This window comes from Streptosporangium sp. NPDC051023, from assembly GCF_040689595.1.
Lineage (GTDB): Bacteria > Actinomycetota > Actinomycetes > Streptosporangiales > Streptosporangiaceae > Streptosporangium.
This window is the reverse complement of sequence record NZ_JBFBCE010000001.1, coordinates 190,048-209,549: the sequence shown is the minus strand read 5'-3', so window position 1 is coordinate 209,549 and position 19,502 is coordinate 190,048. Positions and strand designations below refer to the sequence as shown.

The 19,502-nt window shown below is 69.7% G+C and carries 23 protein-coding genes; 7 read left to right on the top strand and 16 right to left on the bottom strand.

The window, feature by feature from the left end:
* Window positions 1-12: 12 nt before the first annotated feature.
* The 5 genes from AB0395_RS00965 to sigE form a co-directional block, all read right to left on the bottom strand.
* The gene (locus tag AB0395_RS00965; protein WP_366275769.1) at window positions 13-387 is read right to left on the bottom strand and encodes a sec-independent translocase; all 375 of its coding nucleotides are present in this window, start codon (window positions 385-387) and stop codon (window positions 13-15) included.
* A 105-nt stretch (window positions 388-492) separates the two neighbouring features.
* Entirely contained in the window at window positions 493-2,109 is a 1,617-nt protein-coding gene (locus tag AB0395_RS00960; RefSeq protein WP_366275768.1) for a trypsin-like peptidase domain-containing protein, read from the bottom strand.
* Window positions 2,110-2,205: 96 nt separating this feature from the next.
* Complete coding sequence (locus AB0395_RS00955) at window positions 2,206-3,219, bottom strand: sigma-E factor regulatory protein RseB domain-containing protein (RefSeq protein WP_366275767.1); 1,014 nt, start codon at window positions 3,217-3,219, stop codon at window positions 2,206-2,208.
* Window positions 3,216-3,743, bottom strand: coding sequence for a zf-HC2 domain-containing protein (locus tag AB0395_RS00950; protein ID WP_366275766.1), 528 nt, complete (start codon window positions 3,741-3,743; stop codon window positions 3,216-3,218). Before AB0395_RS00950 ends, AB0395_RS00955 begins: the two co-directional genes overlap by 4 nt.
* 52 nt (window positions 3,744-3,795) lie before the next feature.
* Complete coding sequence (gene sigE, locus AB0395_RS00945; RefSeq protein ID WP_366275765.1) at window positions 3,796-4,428, bottom strand: RNA polymerase sigma factor SigE; 633 nt, start codon at window positions 4,426-4,428, stop codon at window positions 3,796-3,798.
* 171 nt (window positions 4,429-4,599) lie between these two features.
* Here sigE and AB0395_RS00940 point away from each other — a divergent pair, with 171 nt between their 5' ends.
* The gene (locus AB0395_RS00940; protein WP_366275763.1) at window positions 4,600-5,250 is read left to right on the top strand and encodes an O-methyltransferase; all 651 of its coding nucleotides are present in this window, start codon (window positions 4,600-4,602) and stop codon (window positions 5,248-5,250) included.
* On the opposite strand, the gene AB0395_RS00935 is transcribed toward AB0395_RS00940, so the two are convergent.
* The gene (locus AB0395_RS00935; RefSeq protein ID WP_366275761.1) at window positions 5,240-6,757 is read right to left on the bottom strand and encodes a leucyl aminopeptidase family protein; all 1,518 of its coding nucleotides are present in this window, start codon (window positions 6,755-6,757) and stop codon (window positions 5,240-5,242) included. The genes AB0395_RS00940 and AB0395_RS00935 overlap by 11 nt on opposite strands.
* 175 nt (window positions 6,758-6,932) lie before the next feature.
* Window positions 6,933-7,100, bottom strand: a complete 168-nt coding sequence (locus tag AB0395_RS00930) for a DUF3117 domain-containing protein (protein WP_012894793.1) — start codon at window positions 7,098-7,100, stop codon at window positions 6,933-6,935.
* 486 nt (window positions 7,101-7,586) lie between these two features.
* Between AB0395_RS00930 and AB0395_RS00925 the strand changes: the two genes are divergently transcribed.
* Window positions 7,587-8,369, top strand: a complete 783-nt coding sequence (locus tag AB0395_RS00925) for an enoyl-CoA hydratase-related protein (RefSeq protein WP_366275759.1) — start codon at window positions 7,587-7,589, stop codon at window positions 8,367-8,369.
* Between the two features lie 107 nt (window positions 8,370-8,476).
* Here the strand turns inward: AB0395_RS00925 and AB0395_RS00920 are convergent, their stop codons facing one another.
* Window positions 8,477-9,022 (bottom strand): DNA-3-methyladenine glycosylase I, encoded by a 546-nt coding sequence (locus AB0395_RS00920; RefSeq protein WP_366275758.1) that lies wholly within the window; start codon window positions 9,020-9,022, stop codon window positions 8,477-8,479.
* A complete protein-coding gene (locus tag AB0395_RS00915; RefSeq protein ID WP_366275756.1) occupies window positions 9,019-9,513 on the bottom strand; it encodes a hypothetical protein in 495 nt (164 codons plus the stop codon). Before AB0395_RS00915 ends, AB0395_RS00920 begins: the two co-directional genes overlap by 4 nt.
* Window positions 9,514-9,555: 42 nt before the next feature.
* On the opposite strand from AB0395_RS00915, the gene AB0395_RS00910 reads away from it, so the two are divergent.
* Window positions 9,556-9,855, top strand: coding sequence for a hypothetical protein (locus AB0395_RS00910; protein ID WP_366275755.1), 300 nt, complete (start codon window positions 9,556-9,558; stop codon window positions 9,853-9,855).
* Between the two features lie 48 nt (window positions 9,856-9,903).
* On the opposite strand, the gene AB0395_RS00905 is transcribed toward AB0395_RS00910, so the two are convergent.
* The 4 genes from AB0395_RS00905 to AB0395_RS00890 form a co-directional block, all read right to left on the bottom strand.
* Window positions 9,904-10,491, bottom strand: a complete 588-nt coding sequence (locus AB0395_RS00905) for a TIGR00730 family Rossman fold protein (protein WP_366275753.1) — start codon at window positions 10,489-10,491, stop codon at window positions 9,904-9,906.
* A gap of 40 nt (window positions 10,492-10,531) precedes the next feature.
* On the bottom strand, window positions 10,532-11,326 hold the full coding sequence (locus AB0395_RS00900) for a TIGR00730 family Rossman fold protein (RefSeq protein WP_366275751.1): 795 nt from the start codon (window positions 11,324-11,326) through the stop codon (window positions 10,532-10,534).
* A gap of 296 nt (window positions 11,327-11,622) precedes the next feature.
* Window positions 11,623-12,696 carry a succinyl-diaminopimelate desuccinylase gene (gene dapE / locus AB0395_RS00895; RefSeq protein WP_366275750.1) on the bottom strand — a complete coding sequence of 358 codons (1,074 nt, stop codon included), beginning with the start codon at window positions 12,694-12,696 and terminating at the stop codon, window positions 11,623-11,625.
* 79 nt (window positions 12,697-12,775) lie between these two features.
* A complete protein-coding gene (locus tag AB0395_RS00890) occupies window positions 12,776-13,714 on the bottom strand; it encodes a DapH/DapD/GlmU-related protein (RefSeq protein WP_366275748.1) in 939 nt (312 codons plus the stop codon).
* A gap of 153 nt (window positions 13,715-13,867) precedes the next feature.
* Here AB0395_RS00890 and AB0395_RS00885 point away from each other — a divergent pair, with 153 nt between their 5' ends.
* Window positions 13,868-14,722 carry a hypothetical protein gene (locus AB0395_RS00885; RefSeq protein ID WP_366275747.1) on the top strand — a complete coding sequence of 285 codons (855 nt, stop codon included), beginning with the start codon at window positions 13,868-13,870 and terminating at the stop codon, window positions 14,720-14,722.
* Window positions 14,723-14,841: 119 nt separating this feature from the next.
* Here the strand turns inward: AB0395_RS00885 and AB0395_RS00880 are convergent, their stop codons facing one another.
* The 3 genes from AB0395_RS00880 to fdxA form a co-directional block, all read right to left on the bottom strand.
* Complete coding sequence (locus AB0395_RS00880; RefSeq protein WP_366275745.1) at window positions 14,842-15,510, bottom strand: DUF4178 domain-containing protein; 669 nt, start codon at window positions 15,508-15,510, stop codon at window positions 14,842-14,844.
* A gap of 11 nt (window positions 15,511-15,521) precedes the next feature.
* Window positions 15,522-16,601 (bottom strand): succinyldiaminopimelate transaminase, encoded by a 1,080-nt coding sequence (gene dapC, locus AB0395_RS00875; protein ID WP_366275742.1) that lies wholly within the window; start codon window positions 16,599-16,601, stop codon window positions 15,522-15,524.
* A 165-nt stretch (window positions 16,602-16,766) separates the two neighbouring features.
* A complete protein-coding gene (gene fdxA / locus AB0395_RS00870) occupies window positions 16,767-17,093 on the bottom strand; it encodes a ferredoxin (RefSeq protein WP_366275740.1) in 327 nt (108 codons plus the stop codon).
* Window positions 17,094-17,253: 160 nt separating this feature from the next.
* Here fdxA and AB0395_RS00865 point away from each other — a divergent pair, with 160 nt between their 5' ends.
* The 3 genes from AB0395_RS00865 to AB0395_RS00855 all read left to right on the top strand — a co-directional run bounded on the left by AB0395_RS00865 (window position 17,254) and on the right by AB0395_RS00855 (window position 19,491).
* Window positions 17,254-17,460, top strand: a complete 207-nt coding sequence (locus AB0395_RS00865) for a hypothetical protein (protein WP_366275738.1) — start codon at window positions 17,254-17,256, stop codon at window positions 17,458-17,460.
* A 69-nt stretch (window positions 17,461-17,529) separates the two neighbouring features.
* Window positions 17,530-18,609 carry an extracellular solute-binding protein gene (locus AB0395_RS00860; protein WP_366275737.1) on the top strand — a complete coding sequence of 360 codons (1,080 nt, stop codon included), beginning with the start codon at window positions 17,530-17,532 and terminating at the stop codon, window positions 18,607-18,609.
* Window positions 18,610-18,738: 129 nt separating this feature from the next.
* The gene (locus AB0395_RS00855) at window positions 18,739-19,491 is read left to right on the top strand and encodes a methyltransferase domain-containing protein (RefSeq protein WP_366275735.1); all 753 of its coding nucleotides are present in this window, start codon (window positions 18,739-18,741) and stop codon (window positions 19,489-19,491) included.
* The last annotated feature ends 11 nt before the right edge of the window (window positions 19,492-19,502 follow it).

Here is a 19,502-nt window from a genome sequence, read left to right as displayed (position 1 = left end):
AACGCGGCGCGCTCAGGTGGCCTCGGAGTCGTACGGCGGGATCTCGCCGTATCCCAGCTCGTGGGCCGGGTCCGAGGAGCTGGCGCCCGCGTACGCGGCTCCGCCCGCTCCCGCGGCGGCGGCCGTCACGTCGTTCCACTCGTCCTCAAGATCACCGGTGAGGTGCTTGCGGACGAAGTTCTTCGGGTTCAGATCGGACGGGTCGAAGTTGGCGAACTCGGGCCCGAGGCCGGTCTGCAGATCCGCTTTCGCGTTGTTGGCCATCTCCCGTAGGGTGCGCAACGTCCTGCCTGCCTGCGCGGCGGCCTGGGGAAGCTTCTCAGGCCCGAAAACGAGAAGCGCGATGACCACCAGCGCCACGATCTCAGGCCAGCCGAGTCCGAACACCGTGATCTCCTACCGGGACAACACCGAGGCGGTTCTCCGGGCACACGCCCGGAGTGTTTCCAGACTAATGCCCTTGACCCATAGCACGCACCTGACCGTCATCGATCACGAAGGACTGGGCGTCGGCTGCGCGGGGGCGGCACCAATGATCACAGTGGCCGTCTTCTCCTGGCCGCCGCGCTGGAACTTGATCGTCAGCTTCTCCCCGGGAGCCTTGTTGCGGATCAGCGCGATCAGCTCGTTGCCGTCCTGCAGCACGGTGCCGTTGACCTCCAGGATGACGTCTCCCGGCTTGAGGCCGGCCTTGTCCGCGGGACCGTTCGGCTCGACGGGCTGGTTGCCCTGCTTGGCCTCCGTCTCGATGCGCACCCCGGTGCCCTGGTAGGTCGCGTCGATGGTGATGCCGATCCGCGACTTCTTCGCGGAACCGGTGGTCACCAGTTCCTCGGCGACCCGGCGGGCGTGGTTCACCGGGATGGCGAAACCGAGGCCGATGCTGCCGCTCTGGCCGCCGACCGACCTGCCGAGCGTGGCGATGGCCGAATTGACGCCGATGACCTCGCCCGCGGCGTTGACCAGCGGGCCGCCCGAGTTGCCGGGGTTGATGGCGGCGTCCGTCTGGATGGCGCTCAGCCAGGTGGTGTCGCTGCTGTTCTCCTCCCCGGCCTGGACCGGGCGGTTGAGCGCGCTGACGATGCCGGAGGTGACCGTGCCGGTCAGGCCCAGCGGGGAGCCGATGGCCACGACCGGGTCGCCGACGACCACGTTGTCCGAGTTGCCGAGGGCGATCTCCGGGGCGCCGAAGGTCTCGTCCGGCTTGACCACGGCGAGGTCGGACTCGGGGTCACGGCCGACGACGTGGGCGGAGGTCGACTTGCGGTTGCTGAACTGGACCTGGATCTGGTCGCTGTTCGGCTCCGCCCCGGCGACCACGTGATTGTTGGTCACCACGTAGCCGCCCTTGATCAAGAAGCCCGAGCCCGTACTTGAGCTGGTGCCCGCGTTGACGGAGAGTGAGACCACGCTGGGCAGGACCTTGGAGGCCACGCCCGCGATCGACTCGGGTGCCCTCGAACTGGAGCCGCTCGGCGCCGTTCCCAGCCGGTAGGAGGGGTCGAGATCCGAGCCGGAGGGGCGGGTGAGCAGGTAGGTGCCGACGCTGCCGAGCGTCGAGGCCAGCAGCGCGATCAGCACCGCGAGGATGGCGAGCGTGCCGGTGCGCGGCCCGCGGCCCGCGGGAGCGACAGGACCGCCGAAGGCCCCGTACGGCCCCGGCCCCGGCGGGGCCGCCTGACCTCCGGGGGGTGGCGCCCAGCCGGGTCCCAGACCGAACGCCCTGGACGGCGGAGGCGGCGGGCTCCCGGGGACGGCGAAGACCGCCGTGTCCTGGCGGGGCCTGCCCGACGGGTCGCCCCAGCCGCCGTCACCGGCGCCTGCGACCGGTGGGCCCTGCCGTCCGGTCCAGTCGTCGTATCCAGGGTTGCCCACCTGGCCGCCCGGCCCCGGCCGGTCCCACCGGTTCAGGCCGGGAGGATCGCCGAGCTGGCTCCAGCCGTCGTTGCGGGGCTGATCCCCGTGGGAGGGAAGCGTCTCTCCGGCGGGCAGGAACTCCGGCCGGGAGAACTCCGGGACCGCACCTCTACCGCCTCTGCCGTCGGTGAGGTCCGACGGCGTACGCCCCTCGGCGTCGTTCGCCTCGTGGGTACGGTTCTCGTCGGTCATCGAATGTTCACCACTCCTTGCCTCGTATGAGGCCACTCACCGGGGACAACCCGGCAATCTTCCCCTGAACGGCATACGAGAGATGTAAAGCGCGCCTTACCCGAAAGGGTTGACCCAGGACAGCAGGCGATGCGCGCCCCTCCCGAGCCGGTTCCACAGGCTCGGGACGGGCTCGTGGGGCAGCGCCGCAACCGCGGCGTCGACCGTGTCGGCCGGAGCGTCCGCGAAGACGGTATAGACATGGCCTCCACTCGCCCAGATCGTCTCCTGCTCGGCTGAGTTCCGCATCCAGATCGTATGCCCGTCGCGCTGCTGAGCATGCCACCCGCGCAGCTTTTCCCCATCAAGCACACCAGGCTGGATAAAAACCGACACTACTGACAATCCATCTGAGTAGCCCAGGTACACGTATCCGGTGGCGGCGGCGTGCGCGGCGAACAGTTCGAGACGGCCAGGCAGGGCAGTGGGGAAACGCCAGCCCGCGCCGAGGAGGCCGGGCGCCTCGCCCACGTCGAAGCCGCCCGCGGCCGGCGTGGAGTTGTCGGCCTTCCCGGCCGGGTCGAGGGTCAGGTCAAGGAACGCACCCGCGTGGACGATCCGGCCGCGGCCATCGAACAGCTCACGGCGCAGCGCGGGCCCGCCCGCCTCGTCCAGCCAGTAGCGCGCGGCGAGCGTGCCGTCAGCGCGCAGGACGTTCACGAGCCTGGCGGCGCGGCCACAGGCCCGCGCCGTACCCACCTCGACGACCCGGTAGTTGCGGGCCAGGACCTCGAGCATCGTCTCCGAGGGGGCGGCCATGCTCCCCGCCGGGGTGCCCGGGTCGACCCGCGTGGTGGTGCCCGAGGGCTGGGCGTGCACCGACAGGCCTTTCCCCGGGATGTTGCGAACCCCCAGCACGGAGGAGAAGGAGCCTGAACGGCCCCAGGTCGTGACGTACTGCGTGCCTGCGTACCCACGGGTCCTGCCGGCCGTCGCCGCCTCACGCAGCAGCTGCAGCCCCGTGTCCTCGTTCTCCGCCGCGTCGGGCGGCACGGCCCGAGCCGGACTGCCCGCCACCACCCCCAGCAGCATGACGGCTGCGAGGATCAGGGCGGCGGGCAGCCGGATCACGGAGTCGGCGAGAAGGTCGGCGTCGCGGAGCCGCCGTAGGGTGCGGTGTTCCTGTGCTGGTTGGCGAACATGTCGACCGGAGGCACACGCGGGCCGGGGTCGGGGCCACCGACGACGAACAGCGTGCCGAGCGCGACGGCCGCCGAGGCCACGCCGACCGCGACATAGCCGACCCTGCGCGAGCGGCGCGGCCCCGCCGCCCGCCCCCTCGGCCGGTTGTCCGGTGGCGCGACGCTGTGCATGCTCGGGATCGGCGCCCCGCCGAAGGTCCGCGAGCTGGGGAAAGGCCGCTCACGCGGTGGTAAAGGGCCACCGGGGTCGGCCATCCTCAGCAACGACATGGTCAGGTCGGCGGGCATGGCCGGTCCTTCGAGGGACCTCAGCCGGTTCTTCAACGCCCGCATGGCATCGACCTCGGCCCTGCAGGAGGCGCAGAAGGCCAGGTGGGACAGCGCACGATCGCGTTCGTGGTGGTTCAGCTCACCGTCGACCAGTGCGGAAACGCGTTCTCCAAGATGACTCATGATCACTCCTTGCCGAGCGGCTCGTCGTGACATTCGTCATGACTGTGGTTTCTCATGCGAGTTCCTCCCCGCGGGTGATGGTCGGGGGGAGTTGGTCTCCACGGGGCGCGCGATGCTCCAGCGCCTCACGCAGTTGTGCCCGGCCACGATGGATGCGGCTGCGGACCGTGCCGAGCTTCACGCCGAGCGTCGCGGCGATCTCCTCGTAGGACAGCCCCTCGATGTCACAGAGAACGACGGCCGCACGGAACTCGGGCGCGAGCGCGTCGAGTGCCGCCTGGATGTCGGGCTCGAGGTGGGTGTCGTCGTAGACCTGGGCGGGAGACGGCTCGCGTCCACGCAGCCGCTCCGCGGCGTCGTCGGCGAGCCCCTCGAACCTGATGCGCTGCTTGCGCCGCGCCATGTCGAGAAACAGGTTGGTGGTGATGCGGTGCAACCAGCCCTCGAAGGTGCCGGGGGTGTAGTTCGACAGGGACCTGAAGACCCGGACGAAGACCTCCTGCGTAAGATCCTCGGCGTCGTGAACGTTACCGGTCAGCCGATAGGCCAGCCTGTAGACACGCGCCGAGTGAGTCTGGACCACCTCCTCCCAGGTGGGAGGTGTCCATTCAGACACGGGAGCCTCTGTCTGGTGGTCGAACTCGTCCACCAGCACTCCTCTCTCCGGGACCACCGCTATCGCCATAGTGCCTGGTTTCGTCCCTTCGTGCGCACTCACTACCCTCAGGACCGGCAAAGGCCGCTTAAACCGTGCAACGCACCGGGCGTGACATGAGTTCCCGATCGGGCCTGCCTCCCCTAGGCTGCGACCCAGTGCCTATATGACTCTGTACGGAGAAAGCGGGAGGAGAGGCCGATGGCAGAGACGCCGACAAGTCCGTTGGAGGCCACTCTGGCCTATGCCGAGGAATTCCACACGGAGGACGAGATCCTCTGGGCCGCGCGTCAGCGCGCCGCGGAGGTCGGGGTCACCTCGATCCTTCCCGGCGGTGGCGCGGCGCTCTGTTTCCTCGCCTCGGCCATCAACACCAAGGCCGTCGTGGAGATCGGCACGGGATGTGGCGTCTCAGGGCTGTGGCTGCTGCGGGGCATGCGCCAGGACGGCACGCTCACCAGCGTCGACGTCGAGCCCGAGTACCAGCGCCTCGCGCGGCAGAGCTTCGCCCAGGCCGGCTTCGCCGGCGGCAGGACCCGACTGATCACCGGACGGGCTCTGGACGTCCTGCCGCGTCTCTCGGACGGCGGCTACGACCTGGTCTTCTGCGACGGCGCCAAGCACGAGTACGCCGACTACCTGGCCGAGTCGATCCGCCTGCTGCGTGTCGGCGGCATCGTGGTCTTCGACGGCGCGCTGTGGCAGCACAGGGTCGCCGATCCCACGCAGCGTGACCCGGACACCGTCGCCGTGCGGGAGCTGGGCAAGCTGATCCGTGACGACGAACGGCTACGGCCCCTGATGATCCCTCTCGGCGACGGCGTCCTGGCCGCCATCAAACTCAGCGGCTAGCCAACCACTCCAGCAGCAGGCGCACGCCGTAGCCGGTCGCGCCCTTGCTCAGGATGCCCTCGTCCGCGGTGCTCCTGCCGACGCCCGCGATGTCCAGGTGCGCCCACGGCCGCCTGCCGGTGAACTCGCGCAGGAACAGCGCCGCCGTGATGGAGCCCGCGCCGTAGGTCGTCCCGGCCTCGATGTTGGCCAGGTCGGCCACGCTCGACTCCAGGGCCGGGACGTAGTCCTCGACGAGCGGCATCCGCCACAGCCGCTCCCCCGCGGTTCCGCCCGCCTCGGTCAGCTCGGCCGCCAGGGCGTCGTCGGAGGCGAAGACGGCTCCGACGTCCTTGCCGAGGGCGACGCCGATCGCGCCGGTGAGCGTCGCGATGTCGACCATGACGTCCGGCTCCAGCTCGGCGTCGGCGTAGGCCAGCGCGTCCGCCAGCACCAGTCGGCCCTCCGCGTCGGTGTTGAGCACCTCGACGGTCCGCCCGCCGTACTGTGTGATCACGTCGGAGGGGCGCTGGGCGGCGCCGGAGAAGGCGTTCTCCGCGGCGGCGATCAGGCCGGTGACCCGCACCCGCGCGCCCAGGGTGGCGAGTGCGCCGATGACCGCGATGACGACGGCGCCGCCCGCCATGTCGGTCTTCATGAACTTCATGTTGTCCGTCGGCTTGAGCGACAGGCCGCCGGTGTCGAAGGTGATGCCCTTGCCGACCAGGACCACGTGACGGGTCGCGCCCTCGGGGTGGTAGGAGAGCTCGACCAGCCGCGGCGGGCTCACCGATCCCTGACCGACGGCCAGGATGCCGCCGAATCGCTCCTCGCGCAGCTCCGTCTCGTCCCGCACCCTGGCGGCGATCCTGGTGCCGTCGCCGGTTTCCCGCTCGCCCCCGCCGTTCTCCGCGCCCTCGCCGAGGAGGTGCTCGACGGCGCGCTCGGCGAGCCAGGCCGGTGTCTTGATCGAGGACGGCGTGTTGGCCAGGTCCCTGGCGAAGGCGACGGCTTCGGCGATCACCCTGCCCCTGGTGACCTCCGCCTCGGCGCCCTCGCCGACGAACTCGACCAGGGCGACGGGAGGCGACTTCTCCTCACCGATCCTGAAGGTGTAGGTGGCGAGCAGCGCGCCCTCGACGAACGCGGCCACCTGCCCCTCGGGCAGCACGGCCCTGACGGAGTCCCTGCCCTTGCCCCGCCGCGCGACCGCCGCGCCCGCCTTGCGCAGCGCGCCCGCGGAACCGTCACCCGTCCCGTAGAGCAGCACCCGGCCGACGCCGTCGCCGTCGGCGACCGGAACCTCGACGATCTCCCCCGCCTCTCCCCTGGCCTCGTAGTGCGCCAGCAGCGCGGCCACCGGCACCGGCAGGTCGATCTCCGGGGCGAGGTCGGCGGAGAAGGGCACCGCGAGCAGCCCTGCGCCCCCGAGGGGCGAGGCTCCCGCGCCGTCCTCCGCTCCAACGCGGGCAGCGGTCTTCCCTCCTGGGAACGCGCCTGACAGCAACGTGTACGGAGAGATCGGCATTTGGGACTCCAGTCATCAGGCGGGGAACACCGCGGCCCTGGCGCGAGCCGCGTTCCTGCGGTCCGACGGCCAGGGCCGTGTTCATCGATCGGGGTTGCGCGGGCCACAGCGGATGTCATCTTCTGCGAACGAGATCGAATCGGGGCCCGGCTTCACCGCTGGTCTCAGATCGGGATCAGACGACGACCTTCTTCAATTCCTCACCAAGAGCACTGGCCTCGTCCGCCGAGAGCTCGACGACGAGCCGGCCGCCACCCTCAAGGGGAACCCGCATGACGATGCCCCTGCCTTCCTTGACGACCTCCAGCGGACCATCACCGGTCCTCGGCTTCATAGCCGCCATGCGTGTATCCCTTCCTGCTTCGGGCTCCGGATCTCCGACTGACCCGAGGGTGGCCGACGCATTCACGTCTTCTGTGATGTCCTATTATCCCGTCTCCGCGCTCGGAATGGGAACGATCAGCCTCAGCATCGACTCATCGGGCAATCAAGACCGTCGTCCGAGCCCCTTGGGACGGCCAAACTTGTCCTCGCGAACGTCAGTGCCGCCCCGGCCGCCTCTGCGCCGCACGCCCGCGGCCCCGGTGAGCCGGGCTTCGGGACGACGGATTACGGGGCGCGCGCCGTGCCGACACGACGGCGGGGAGAATTTACCGAGTCGAGACGATCATCTGGACCGGGCTGAGGGACGTGCCCGCGGTGGGACCGGTGCGCGCCCGTTCCCCGCGAAAGCGATTCAATGCGAACTGTCCCTCCTCCGGCCGGACCCGGGCGACCGGTCCCGGGAACGAGCCGGGGGAACCACAGCAGTCACAGAAGGAGCCTCCCGTTGAACGACGTCCTCTACTCCGTCGACGACGCCGTCGCGACCATCACCCTGGACCGCCCCGAGGCGATGAACTCGTTGACGACACGGATGAAGGCCGAGCTTCTTGAGGCGCTGACCATGGCCTCGCAGGCGTACGCGGTGCGGGCGGTCCTGCTGACGGGGTCCGGCCGGGCGTTCTGCGCCGGTCAGGACCTCAACGAGCACACCGCCAACCTGGAGGCGGGCCGCGGGCTCGACGGTACGGTGCGCGCGCACTACAACCCGATCGTCTTGACGATCGCCGAGATGGGCAAGCCGGTCGTCGCCGCGGTCAACGGCGTCGCCGCGGGCGCGGGCGCCGCCCTGGCCTTCGCCTGCGACCTGCGGATCGCCGCCGACAAGGCGAAGTTCGCGATGGCCTTCTCCGGCATCGGCCTCGCCCCCGACTCCGGCGCGTCCTGGACCCTGCAGCGCCTGATCGGCCGGGCCCGCGCGGGCGAGCTCCTCCTGCTCGGCGAGCCGTTCGACGCGGCCCGCGCGCTGGAGCTCGGGATCGTCTCCAGGGTCGTCCCCGCGGAGGAGCTGGCCGTCGCGGGCCGCGCGCTGGCCGTACGGCTGGCACAGGGCCCGACGAGCGCCTACGCGGCGACCAAGCGCGCCCTGGAGTTCGCCGCGAGCAGTTCCCTCGCCGACGCCCTGGCACTGGAGGCCGACCTCCAGGACGCCTGTGTGAAGACCTCCGACCACCTGAACGCGACCAGGGCCTTCCTGCACAAGGAGCGCCCCGTCTTCGACGGCCGCTGAGGAGAGAGCCGTCAGCGGGCCGTCTGGGCCCTCCCAGGGACGGTGGGGGCCGTCTGGGCCCTCCCAGGGACGGTGGGGGCCGTCCCACGGGTGCCTTGAGGATGCTCTCAGTAGGTGTCGCGCACCCAGCAGTCATCCACATGGTCGTTGACCAGGCCGATGGCCTGCATCAGGGCGTACGCCGTCGTCGGGCCGATGAACCGGAAACCGCGCGACCTGAGCTCCTTGGCGAGCGCCTTGGAGCCGGAGGTCTGTGCGGGCACGTCGGCGAGGGTCTTCGGGACGGGCGAGCCGGGGTCGGCGTGCCGCCAGACCAGGTCGGAGAGGTCGAGATCGAGCGCGGCCCGCGCGTTCGCGACCACGGCCTCGATCTTGGCCCGGTTGCGGACGATGCCCGTGTCGGCGAGCAGGCGGTCGACGTCCGCCTGGCCGAACGCCGCGACGGCGGGGATGGAGAAACCGGCGAAGGCCGCCCTGAAGTTCTCCCGCTTGCGCAGGATCGTGATCCACGAAAGACCCGACTGGAAGGCCTCAAGGGCGAGCCGTTCGAACACCTGGTCGTCGCCCGTGACCGGACGGCCCCACTCGTCGTCGTGGTAGGCGATGTATTCGGGGGCGGAGCTCACCCAACCGCAGCGCACGAGCTCGGTCATCGTGACTCCTTCGCGTCCGGCACCTCTGAACGCTCGCCTGAACGCTCACCGTCGCCGTCGTCCCAGTCGCCGAAGGACTCCGAGGGGGGCTGTGGCAGCTCGGGAAGCTCCGCGGGCTCGTTGGGCTCCTCCGGCTCGTGCTCGACCAGCGGCACGCTCAGCGGGGCCGCGTGGAGCTCCTGGCGCGCCTGCAGCCTGCCGGCGAGCAGCTCGGCCACCCGCTGCTCCAGCACCGCGATCCTGGTGTCGCGCTCACTCAGCGCGTTCACGACCCGGTTCAGGGTCTCGTCGACGCTCTGCGTGTTGTAGCCGACAATGCTCACCGGAAGCTGCAGGGCCATGAAGTCGGCCGCGCCGAGCTGCGCCGCCTCGGGCAGGTCAAGCGGGGGCACGTCGGGAGCGAACTCCGCCAGTTCGCCTCCCTGGCCCATGGCTACGACCACCACCCCGGCGAGGACGGCTACGGCAGCGAGGGCGAGTACGACCAGCACATACGAATCGTGCCACAACTCCCGCTGACCTAGGATCGCGTCATGACCGCTCTCACGGTGCTCGCCCCCGCGGACAAGGGTGACCCCGCCTGGGCCGAGGCAGGCTCGATCGCCGAGATCGAGGAGCTCGTCCGCGCGGGACGCACCGTCGTCGTCACACCCGCCGACCTGGCCGGGCAGGACGGGGAGGCCGCAGAGCTGGCCGCCGCCTCCGTCTGCGCGTGGGCGGGGGCGAGGGTCTTCCGGACCTCGCGCCCCGACCAGGTACAGCTCGCGGTCGAGATGACCGAGTCACTGGCCGGGCGGCGCCCGCCCACGCTGACCCGCCGCGGCCTCGCCTGACTAACCCGCCGTGGCCTCGCCCGGCCGATCCGCCGCGACTTCGCCCGGCTAACCCGCCGTGGCCTCGCCCAGCTCCTCAAGGCTCGGCTCCAGGTGCCTCGTCCGCTTTTCCAGGAGCTCGAAGGCCTCCTCGACCGTGGTGGTCCAGGAGATCGCGTCGAAGACGTTCGGCCGGGTGAAGCCCGCCTCGTGCATGCCCTCGACCAGGGTTCTCAGCGGCCGGTAGAGGCCCCACGGGTCGAGGAGCACCAGGGGCTTGTCGTGCAGGCCGAGCGTCCGCGCGGTCCAGATCTCGAACAGCTCCTCCAGCGTCCCGATGCCGCCGGGCAGCACCAGGAAGGCGTCGGAGCGGGCGTCCATGACGCCTTTGCGCTCGCGCATGTCGGCGGTGACGACCAGCTCGTCCGAGTCGTGGTCGGCGATCTCGACGTCCACCATGGCCCTCGGGATCACCCCGATGGTACGGCCGCCGCCCGCGCGGGCCGCCCTGGCGACCGCCCCCATGCAGGAGACCGTGGCGCCCCCGCTGACCAGGGTGTGCCCGCGCCGGGCCAGCTCGGCTCCGACTTCCTCCGCCAATGCAAGATATTTCTGGTCGATCTTCTGGTGCGATGCCAGGAACACGCATATGAACACATAGGAACCCTAGTCGGGCTCCTGGGCCGGAGAAAAACCCTTATTCGGCGTCACCGACCGTGTTCCTGGCCGCCTTCTGCTCCGTCCTGAGCCGGTTCACCCTGTTCCTGTCGGCTTCGACGATGATCCGTACGGCCTCGTCAACGTCGTCGGTGACCTGGACGAGGTCCAGGTCCGCCGGAGAGATCTTGCCGGAGTCCACGAGGGTCGTCTTGATCCAGTCGACCAGCCCGCCCCAGAACTCCGTGCCGAGCAGCACCACGGGAAAGGAGGTGACCTTGCGCGTCTGGACCAGGGTCAGCGCCTCGAACAGCTCGTCCAGCGTGCCGAAGCCGCCGGGCAGTGCGACGAAGCCGCAGGAGTACTTCACGAACATGGTCTTGCGGACGAAGAAGTAGCGGAACTCGATGCCGAGGTCGACGTACTCGTTCATGTGCTGCTCGAAGGGGAGCTCGATGCCCAGGCCGACGGAGACCCCGCCCGCCTCCCTCGCGCCCCGGTTGGCAGCCTCCATGCAGCCCGGACCGCCGCCGGTGATCACGGCGTAGCCCGCCTCGGACAGCCTGCGGCCGAGTTTGACGCCCAGCGCGTAGTCGGGCGAGTCCTCCGGGGTGCGCGCCGACCCGAACACGGTCACGGCCTCGGGCAGTTCGGCGAGCTGGCCGAACCCCTCGACGAACTCCGCCTGGATGCGCATGACCCGCCACGGATCCATGTGCAACCAGTCGGCGGGGCCCCTGCGGTCGAGGAGTCGCTGGTCATGGGTGGAGTCGGGGACGAGGTCACCACGGACGACTGCGGCGCCCTGACGGCGTTCCGGGCGTGTCTTCTTCATGCCGAACACGCTAGCGCCGCTACCGGAAAAATCTTGAAAATTCTCCCCGAAAACCGGGAACCGGATTTCCCAGAGGCCCCGTCTAACTGCCGAGGGTGCTGCTCGGGACTGAAAGTGGCTTTCCCCGCCAAATGGCCGGCGAGGAAAGCCACTTTCATTTGTGCCGGAACAGCCCCACGGTTACGCGGGGCCCGTCACCGCCTCGTCTCACCGCGCGCGAGGTCTTTCCGGGCACCGGTACGGCGCGGCAACGCGGGGCCGGGCGGGCGCGCCCCGGAAGGCGCTCCCGGGCGGCGCTAGGAACGGCGCGGACCCAGCCAGCCGAGCATTCCGCGCTCGCAGTCGGCGATCTTTTCCAACGAGACGAACTCCCCGCGCTGGTGCGCCAGGTTGGGATCCCCTGGGCCGTAGTTCACCGCGGGAACCCCGAGCCCGGAGAACAACGAGACGTCGGTCCAGCCGAGTTTGGCCCGCGGCGTGCCGCCGACCGCCGCGACGAAGGCCGCGGCGACCGGGTCGGTCAGCCCGGGGCGCGCGGCCTCGGCGCCGTCGGTGAAACGGACCTCGAACCCGTCGAACACCTCGGTCACGTGCGCCTGGGCTGCCTCAAGCGACAGGTCGGGGGCGAAGCGGTAGTTGACGGTCACCACGCACTCGTCGGGAATCACGTTGCCCGCGACGCCGCCACGGACCGCGACCGCGTTGAGTCCCTCGTGGTACTCGAGCCCGTCCACGACCGGCAGCCTGGCCTGGTAGGCGTTCAGGATCTCCAGCACCGGCAGGGCCGCGTGGACGGCGTTGACGCCCAGCCAGGACCTGGCGCTGTGCGCCCTCTTCCCCCTGGTGGTGATCTCGGCCCTGAGCGTGCCCTGACAACCGCCCTCGATCTCACCGTCCGTGGGCTCCATGAGCACGGCGAAGTCCCCGGCGAGCCAGTCGGGATGGTCACGACTGAGCCCGCGCAGGCCGTTGCGCTCGGCCTCGATCTCCTCGCAGTCGTAGAAGACGTAGGTCACGTCCCGGTCCGGCTCACTGAGCGCGGCGGCCAGCTTCAGCGCCACCGCGACGCCCGCCTTCATATCCGAGGTGCCGCAGCCGTACAGCAGGTCGCCCTCGACACGACTCGGCAGGTTGTCCGCGATCGGGACGGTGTCGATGTGGCCCGCGATCACCACCCGCTCGCCGCGGCCAAGCTCGGTCCTGGCCACGATCGACTCACCGTCGCGGTCGACACGCAGGTGGGGCAGCGCCCGCAGCGCCTCCTCAATGGCGTCCGCCAGGACTTTCTCGTCGCCGCTGACCGACTCGACGTCCACGATCCGCGCGGTGAGCGCCCCGACGTCCTGTGTGAGATCCAGACGCGTACTCATGCCCGCGACCCTATCCCGCTCCCCGACCCACCCCGGAAGACGCTCCCCGGTGGGTGTTCCCGGCCGGGAAACCAACGAATCAGACGCCGAGCCCGTGCTCGCGCAGGATCTCGTCGAGCTCAGCCCCGTCGTGGCGCGGTCCCCGCCGTAGGTGGCCGATCACCAGCACGCAGGACACCCCGAAGGCACCACCCCCGAAAGACACGTTCCTGGTGCCCTGGGCCGCGACGCACCGGTCCGGGACGTACCCGCGCCCCAGCTCCTCACCGGTCCGCACGTCGACGACCGGCATACGGGCGGACAGGATCGCGCCCGCCGCGAGCACCGCTCCCCTGCCGACCCTGGCCCCTTCTGTGATCACCGCGCGGCTTCCGACGAGCGCGCCGTCCTCGACGAGCGCGGGAACGCCGTTGCCTGCCACGACCGCCTCTCCGCTCTCCCCGGCCTCCCCGATCTCCCCTGTCTCCGCGTTCCCTTCGGCTCCGCCGACGACGGCTCCACTCGACAGGCGCACGCGGTCCCCGACCTGGGCGCATGAGCCGACCGAGGCCCAGGTGCCAACCGTGGTTCCCGCGCCCACATGGGCGCCGATGTCGACGAACGAGGGCATCAGCACAACGCCGGGCGCCAGGTGAGCGCCCCAGCGAGCGATCGCCCCCGGCACAACGCGAACGCCGTCGAAGGAGGTCTTCAGGGGGATGCGGTCGTTGTGCTGGAAGTCACCCACCTGGGACCTGGCCATGCCGAGCACGTGGAAGGCCAGCGCGACGGCCTTTCTCGCCCGGTCGTCAACGACGATCTCCCCGTCGTCCGAGACCGTGGCGACACGAGCTCTGCCGGTGTCGAGCATGTCGACGGCGTTCACGACGACGCTGCGCGCCTGCGCATCACCGGGGTCGAGCGCCGCTCTGCGTTTCCACAGCTCATCGACGGCCGCGGGCAACGGGCTGGCGTGGCTCTGGCTCGTGACTCCTCCGCTCCCGGACGAAAGCGGCTTCTCGCCGAGCCGCGCGGGCATCGCGACAGGCAGGCATCGCGACGGGCGGGCCTGCCCGCAAAACCTGTGAAACGATAACAGAGCGCGACGGCTCGCCTTCGAGATTCCAACGTCGAGGTTTCAACGAGATCCGCCGCCGCTTTCCGGCTGTCCGAGATCGGTAGGTTTTTAAGGGTGCGACAGCGCTTCTCCAAAGGGGTCATCGCGATCATCTCGATCGTGACCGTACTGGCGGTGGCCATAACCGTGGGCATTTTCACCCTGCTCAACCGGGTGACACCGTTTAAGGAAACCGGTGAGGGCTGCAAGATCACCACGCCGGACGGCTCCCTCGAACTGGAGATCGGACAGGCGCAGGTCGCCTCGATCATCGCGGTGGTCGCCGCCCGCAGGAAGCTTCCCGAGCGGGCGGTCGTGATCGCCTACGCCACCGGCATTCAGGAGTCCAAGCTGCTGAACCTGTCGTTCGGCGACCGTGACTCGGTCGGAGTCTTCCAGCAGCGGCCCTCCCAGGGCTGGGGCACGGCCAAGCAGCTGATCGATCCCGTCTATGCCACGGAGAAGTTCTTCGCCGCGCTGGTGAAGGTGAAGAACTACCGCAAGCTGCCCGTCCACGAGGCGGCCCAGAAGGTGCAGCGCTCGGCCGACGGATCGGCCTACGCCCAGCACGAGGACGAGGGGAAGATCCTGGCCGCGGCCTTCACCGGGCGGGTGCCGAAGGCCGTGCACTGCTGGTTCCCCGAGCCGACCACGACCGCTACGGCCACGGGCGCGACCGCGAGCGCGACACCGTTGCCCAGCACCGACAGGGCACGCCGCGGGCTGGCCCACGCGCTCGGCGCGAACGCCACGTTCACCACGACCTCCCAGAGGTACGGCTGGCTGATGGCGAGCTGGTCGGTCACCCACGCCAAGAAGTTCGGACTGCGGAAGATCCGCTACAGCGGCCAGTCGTGGACGTCGGCCAACGGCGAAGAGGGATGGAAACCCGACTCCGGGGCTCCAACCGGCAAGGTGGAGATCTCGTAAAAACACCCAGAAAACCCGAGGAACCGGACCTTCTACCTGTACCGGCGCCGCCGATCTCAGCGAGCCCGGTGAAGAGAACGATCACGTGAACGGAACCCGGCCTTCCTGGTGGGGTCGGGTCAGCCCTTCTTCTCGAAGGTGATCGAGCCGGGGGGAAGCGGCTGGGCGTAGGAGGAGCTCCAGGGCTGGCCCTGGAGCCGGTCGAAGGAGAGCAGGCGGCCATCGGCCGCGCGGTAGTCGGCGAAGTCGAGCAGGCCGCGTTCCGGCATCGAGGTGACGCCCTCAGAGCGGAAGGCCGCGATGCCCCGGTCGACGGGGAAGAACTCGACCCCCTCGACGCTCAACGTGGTCTTGGCCGGGATCATGCCCTGCGTGGGCACGGGCGTCCACAGCAGCACCTCCAGGTGCGGCTCGTCGCCCGGGTTCAGTCCCGCGTGCGTCTCGATCGACAGCCACCGGTAACGGCGGCTGCCGTCGTCGAGGAGATATTCGGTCCACTGGATTCCCTGCCACGACAGGTACAGGGCGCCCAGGACCCGGGTTCGCACGCCCTGGCAGTCGATCGTGTCGCCCACCTTGATCGTGCGTGGATCGGGATAGTCGATGCCGACATGGCCCGCACTGGGCCGTGACGGCTGAGCGACCTCGGCCGGTTGGAGGGGGGACTCGCCGGGGGCCCCGGACGTGCGCGGTTTTCTGTTCTGGCGCGTGGTCGCGAGGAGTGCGCCCAGCAGCAGGACAAGTGTGACCGCACTCAATCCCAGTATCGCGGCGACCTCAGGGGTCATGGCGCGCGATCCTACTGGAGGCGACGCACCGCCGCACTTATGCGTTCATCACTCGCGGTTACGGCAATCCGGACATGTCCGGCACCCGCCTCGCCGTAGAAGTCACCCGGCGCGACGAGGATGCCCCTGTCCGCCAGGGCCCGCACCTGCTTCCAGCAGTCCGTGCCGTCGGTCGCCCACAGGTACAGACCCGCCTCCGAGTGTTGGATCTCCCAGCCCGCCGCCTCGAGCGCGGGGCGCAGGGCGGCGCGGCGGGCGGCGTAGCGGGCCCGCTGCTCCTCGACGTGCTCGTCGTCGTCAAGGGCGACGGCCATCGCCACCTGGACAGGACCGGGCATGAGCATGCCCGCGTGCTTGCGGACTTCGAGCAGGCGCTGGATCAGCGCCGGATCTCCGGCGACGAACCCGGCCCGGTAGCCCGCCATGTTGGAGCGCTTCGACAGCGAGTGCACCGCGAGCAGGCCCTCGTGCGAGCCGCCGCAGACATCGGGGTGCAGGATCGAGATCGGCTGCTCCTCCCAGCCCAGCTCGATGTAGCACTCGTCGGAGGCGACGATCGCACCGTGCTCGCGCGCCCAGGCGACCACCTTGCGCAGGTGCTCAGCGGGCAGGACCCTGCCGGTCGGGTTGGAAGGGGAGTTCACCCAGACCAGCGGCACCCGCTCGGGGCCGAGGGAGAGCAGACCGTCCGTCGCGTACGGCTCCGCACCCGCCAGGCGTGCTCCGACGTCGTAGGTGGGGTACGCCAGCTCGGGGAAGACGACCCGCTGCCCCGGCCCGACGCCGAGCAGCGTCGGCAGCCAGGCGACGAACTCCTTCGACCCGATCAGCGGCAGGACGTCCGCCTGGTCCAGGATCACTCCGTGGCTGCGGCGCAGCCAGCCCACGGCGGCCGAGCGGAGCCGCTCCGTGCCATAGGTCAGCGGGTAGCCGGGGCTGTCAGAGGCGTCGGCGAGCGCCTGCCGTACGACGGCGGGCACCGGGTCGACGGGCGTGCCGACGGAAAGGTCGACGATCCCGTCGGGATGCGCCTGGGCCAGCGCCTTGAGCGGCGTGAGCCGATCCCATGGAAAGTCCGGCAGGCCGATCACAGCTCTCCCCGCTGATGATGTCCTCCGTGCCCCGCGGAGCCAGGAGGAAGACGTCTCGTTCCGGGCACCGCCTCGCCGTGGAGGCGGGACGTCCGGGTTCGGGCACTCGGTTGAACCCATGCGGGCGAGAGCGGCTCGGTGAGCCGTGCCCGCCCGCGCGAACGACTAGTGGCTCTCGGCCTGCGGGGGCAGGGCCGCGACGATCGGGTGGTCCTTCTCGATCTTGCCCACCTTGGACGCGCCGCCCGGCGACCCCAGGTCGTCGAAGAAATCCACGTTGGCCTTGTAGAAGTCCTTCCACTGCTCGGGAAGGTCGTCCTCGTAGAAGATCGCCTCAACGGGGCAGACGGGTTCGCAGGCGCCGCAGTCCACGCACTCGTCAGGGTGGATGTAAAGCATGCGCTCGCCCTCGTAGATGCAATCGACGGGGCACTCCTCGATGCACGCCTTGTCCAGGACGTCCACGCAAGGCTGCGCGATGACGTAGGTCACCTCGGGCTCCTTCTTTTTTCGCACCTAGGGCACGACTTCGACCGCGGGTTGCTACGCCCTAGTATTGCCGTGCCCACCAGATGTCTGAAACGGGAGGGGGCAAAAGACGATGATCCGCGGCGTCGGTGCTGCCCTTCAAATCACCATAACCCCTTCTGACGTGGGGAAAAGGGTAACCACCCGGCGACGTGTACCGGAGGGTTTTCGGGACGCCGTCGGCGAACTCGAGTTCTGGCGAGACGGCGTTCTCGGGGTGCGCAAGCGCGACGGCAGCCTGGTCGAGATCGCCCAGGCCACGCTCGTCGCGGCGAAGGTCGTCCAGGGCGGGCCACCCCGCCGGGCGGAGTCGTCCCCGAAACCCGCCTGACGTAAGCCGTTCCCCAAAAAAGGCCGCGCCTCCTCGACCCGCCCTTCGGTCACGGAGAGTATTCGGCGCGTGACCGTACGCATCAGCGCCGCCGCCGCCATGATCCTCACCGCCACGATCGCCGGATGCAGCAGCAGCCCGGCCCCGCAGGGCGGGCAACTCCCGCCGGTCAAGCCTCAGGCCGCCTCTCTGAAGGACGGCTTCTCAACGATGGACCGTCTCATCGAGGCCGCCAAGAAGGAGGGCTCGCTCACCGTGATCGGGCTGCCGCGCGACTGGGTGAACTACGGCGAGATCGTCGACGCTTTCTCCGACGAGTACGGAATCAAGGTCAACCAGGTCGAGCCCGGCGCGAGCAGCCAGCGGGAGATCGAGGCCGCGACACAGCTCAAACCAGATGTGTTCGACCTGAGCCTGGAGGTCGCGGTCGCCAACGCTCCCATGTTCGCCCCGTACAGGGTGCAGCAGTGGCTGGACATCCCCGACCACCTGAAGGACTACGGCGGGCGCTGGTACGCCGGGTACGGCGGCTACATGTCGATCGGCTACGACCCGCGCAGGGTCGCGGCGCCGACCTCGTACGAGGACCTGCTCAAGCCCGGCTACAGCGTCTCGCTGCCCGGCGACCCCCGGCAGACGTCCGCCGCCTTCAACGGGGTGATGGCGGCCTCGCTCAGCGGAGGCAAGGCCGAGGCGGCCAGGGGCGTCGACTTCTTCGGCCGCCTGAAGAAGGCGGGCAACCTCGCGGCGACAGAGCGGACGGCCACGGTCGTGGTCGACTGGGACTACCACAACGCCGAGCGGGCCGCCCAGCAGGCGAACGGCGACAAGCCGGGCTGGAAGGTCGCGATCCCCGGCGAGAACGTGCTCAGCGCGTACTACGTCCAGGCCATCAGCAAGAACGCCCCGCATCCCGCCGCCGCCCGTCTCTGGCAGGAGTTCCTGTTCTCCGACCGGGGCCAGAACATGTTCCTCAAGGGGTACGCCAGGCCGGTCAGGATGGAGGCCCTTCAGATGCGCGGCACACTGGACCACGAACTCGCCGCCAGGCTCCCCGTGACGAGCGCGAAGCCGGTGATCCTCACCATTCCGGAGACCGACACGGCCAAGACCTACCTCAAGAAGGAGTGGGCGGCGAAGGTCGGTTAAGCCTGAGGCTGATGAGACTGATATGTCGGGACATCTTTGAGGCTCTAAAGTGTCTGGAGAGGACCGATAAGAGGCCGTTGCGTCTCGGAATGTGAGCTGATCGTCTTGCGATACGACACCCCGAGTCAGATGAGGTGGAACGCTCGCGCCTACGACAGCAGCTTCGGTTACGTTTCCGCGCACGGGGCTCCCCTGGTCGACCTGCTCGATCCGCAGCCGGGAGAGCGTGTGGTTGACCTTGGCTGCGGTACCGGGACGCTGGCCGCGGAGATCAGCTCACGGGGCGCCCGCGTCCTGGGGATCGACGGGTCCCCGGCGATGATCGAGAAGGCCCTGTCACTGCATCCGGGACTGGACTTCATCGTGGGCGACGGCCGCGACTTCACGGTCGCGGAGCCGTACGACGCCGTCTTCTCCAACGCGGCCCTGCACTGGATGGGCCGCGAGCCGGACGCGGTGATATCCAGCGTGCGGGAGGCCCTGACCCCCGGCGGGCGGTTCGTGGCCGAGATGGGCGGCGCGGGCAACTGCGCCGCGTTGACGGCGGCGCTGTCGACCGCGTGGCGGGAGCACGGGCTCCCCGAACCCGATCTGCCGTGGTACTTCCCCAGTCCGGCCGAGTACGCAACGCGCCTGGAGCAGGGCGGGTTCACCGTCCGCCTGCTGGAGTACTTCGACCGGCCGACTCCGCTTGACGAGTGCCCCGGCGGAGCCGCCGACTGGGTGCGGATGTTCGCCGGTTCCCTACTCCAGGGAATGCCGGCGGAACTGGTTGAACCGCTGCTCCGCCGGGTGAACGAGCTGGCCGCGCCCGCCCTGCGGCGGGAGACGGGCTGGATGGCCGACTACGTGCGACTCAGGTTTGCAGCCGTACGTCGCTGACCAGACCCGAT

Coding starts and splice junctions, on each gene's coding strand:
- AB0395_RS00960 (WP_366275768.1), bottom strand. CDS start 2,109: ATGACCGACGAGAACCGTACCCACGAGGCGAACGACGCCGAGGGGCGT.
- AB0395_RS00950 (WP_366275766.1), bottom strand. CDS start 3,743: ATGAGTCATCTTGGAGAACGCGTTTCCGCACTGGTCGACGGTGAGCTG.
- sigE (WP_366275765.1), bottom strand. CDS start 4,428: ATGGCGATAGCGGTGGTCCCGGAGAGAGGAGTGCTGGTGGACGAGTTC.
- AB0395_RS00940 (WP_366275763.1), top strand. CDS start 4,600: ATGGCAGAGACGCCGACAAGTCCGTTGGAGGCCACTCTGGCCTATGCC.
- AB0395_RS00935 (WP_366275761.1), bottom strand. CDS start 6,757: ATGCCGATCTCTCCGTACACGTTGCTGTCAGGCGCGTTCCCAGGAGGG.
- AB0395_RS00930 (WP_012894793.1), bottom strand. CDS start 7,100: ATGGCGGCTATGAAGCCGAGGACCGGTGATGGTCCGCTGGAGGTCGTC.
- AB0395_RS00920 (WP_366275758.1), bottom strand. CDS start 9,022: ATGACCGAGCTCGTGCGCTGCGGTTGGGTGAGCTCCGCCCCCGAATAC.
- AB0395_RS00910 (WP_366275755.1), top strand. CDS start 9,556: ATGACCGCTCTCACGGTGCTCGCCCCCGCGGACAAGGGTGACCCCGCC.
- AB0395_RS00900 (WP_366275751.1), bottom strand. CDS start 11,326: ATGAAGAAGACACGCCCGGAACGCCGTCAGGGCGCCGCAGTCGTCCGT.
- dapE (WP_366275750.1), bottom strand. CDS start 12,696: ATGAGTACGCGTCTGGATCTCACACAGGACGTCGGGGCGCTCACCGCG.
- AB0395_RS00890 (WP_366275748.1), bottom strand. CDS start 13,714: ATGCCCGCGCGGCTCGGCGAGAAGCCGCTTTCGTCCGGGAGCGGAGGA.
- AB0395_RS00880 (WP_366275745.1), bottom strand. CDS start 15,510: ATGACCCCTGAGGTCGCCGCGATACTGGGATTGAGTGCGGTCACACTT.
- AB0395_RS00855 (WP_366275735.1), top strand. CDS start 18,739: ATGAGGTGGAACGCTCGCGCCTACGACAGCAGCTTCGGTTACGTTTCC.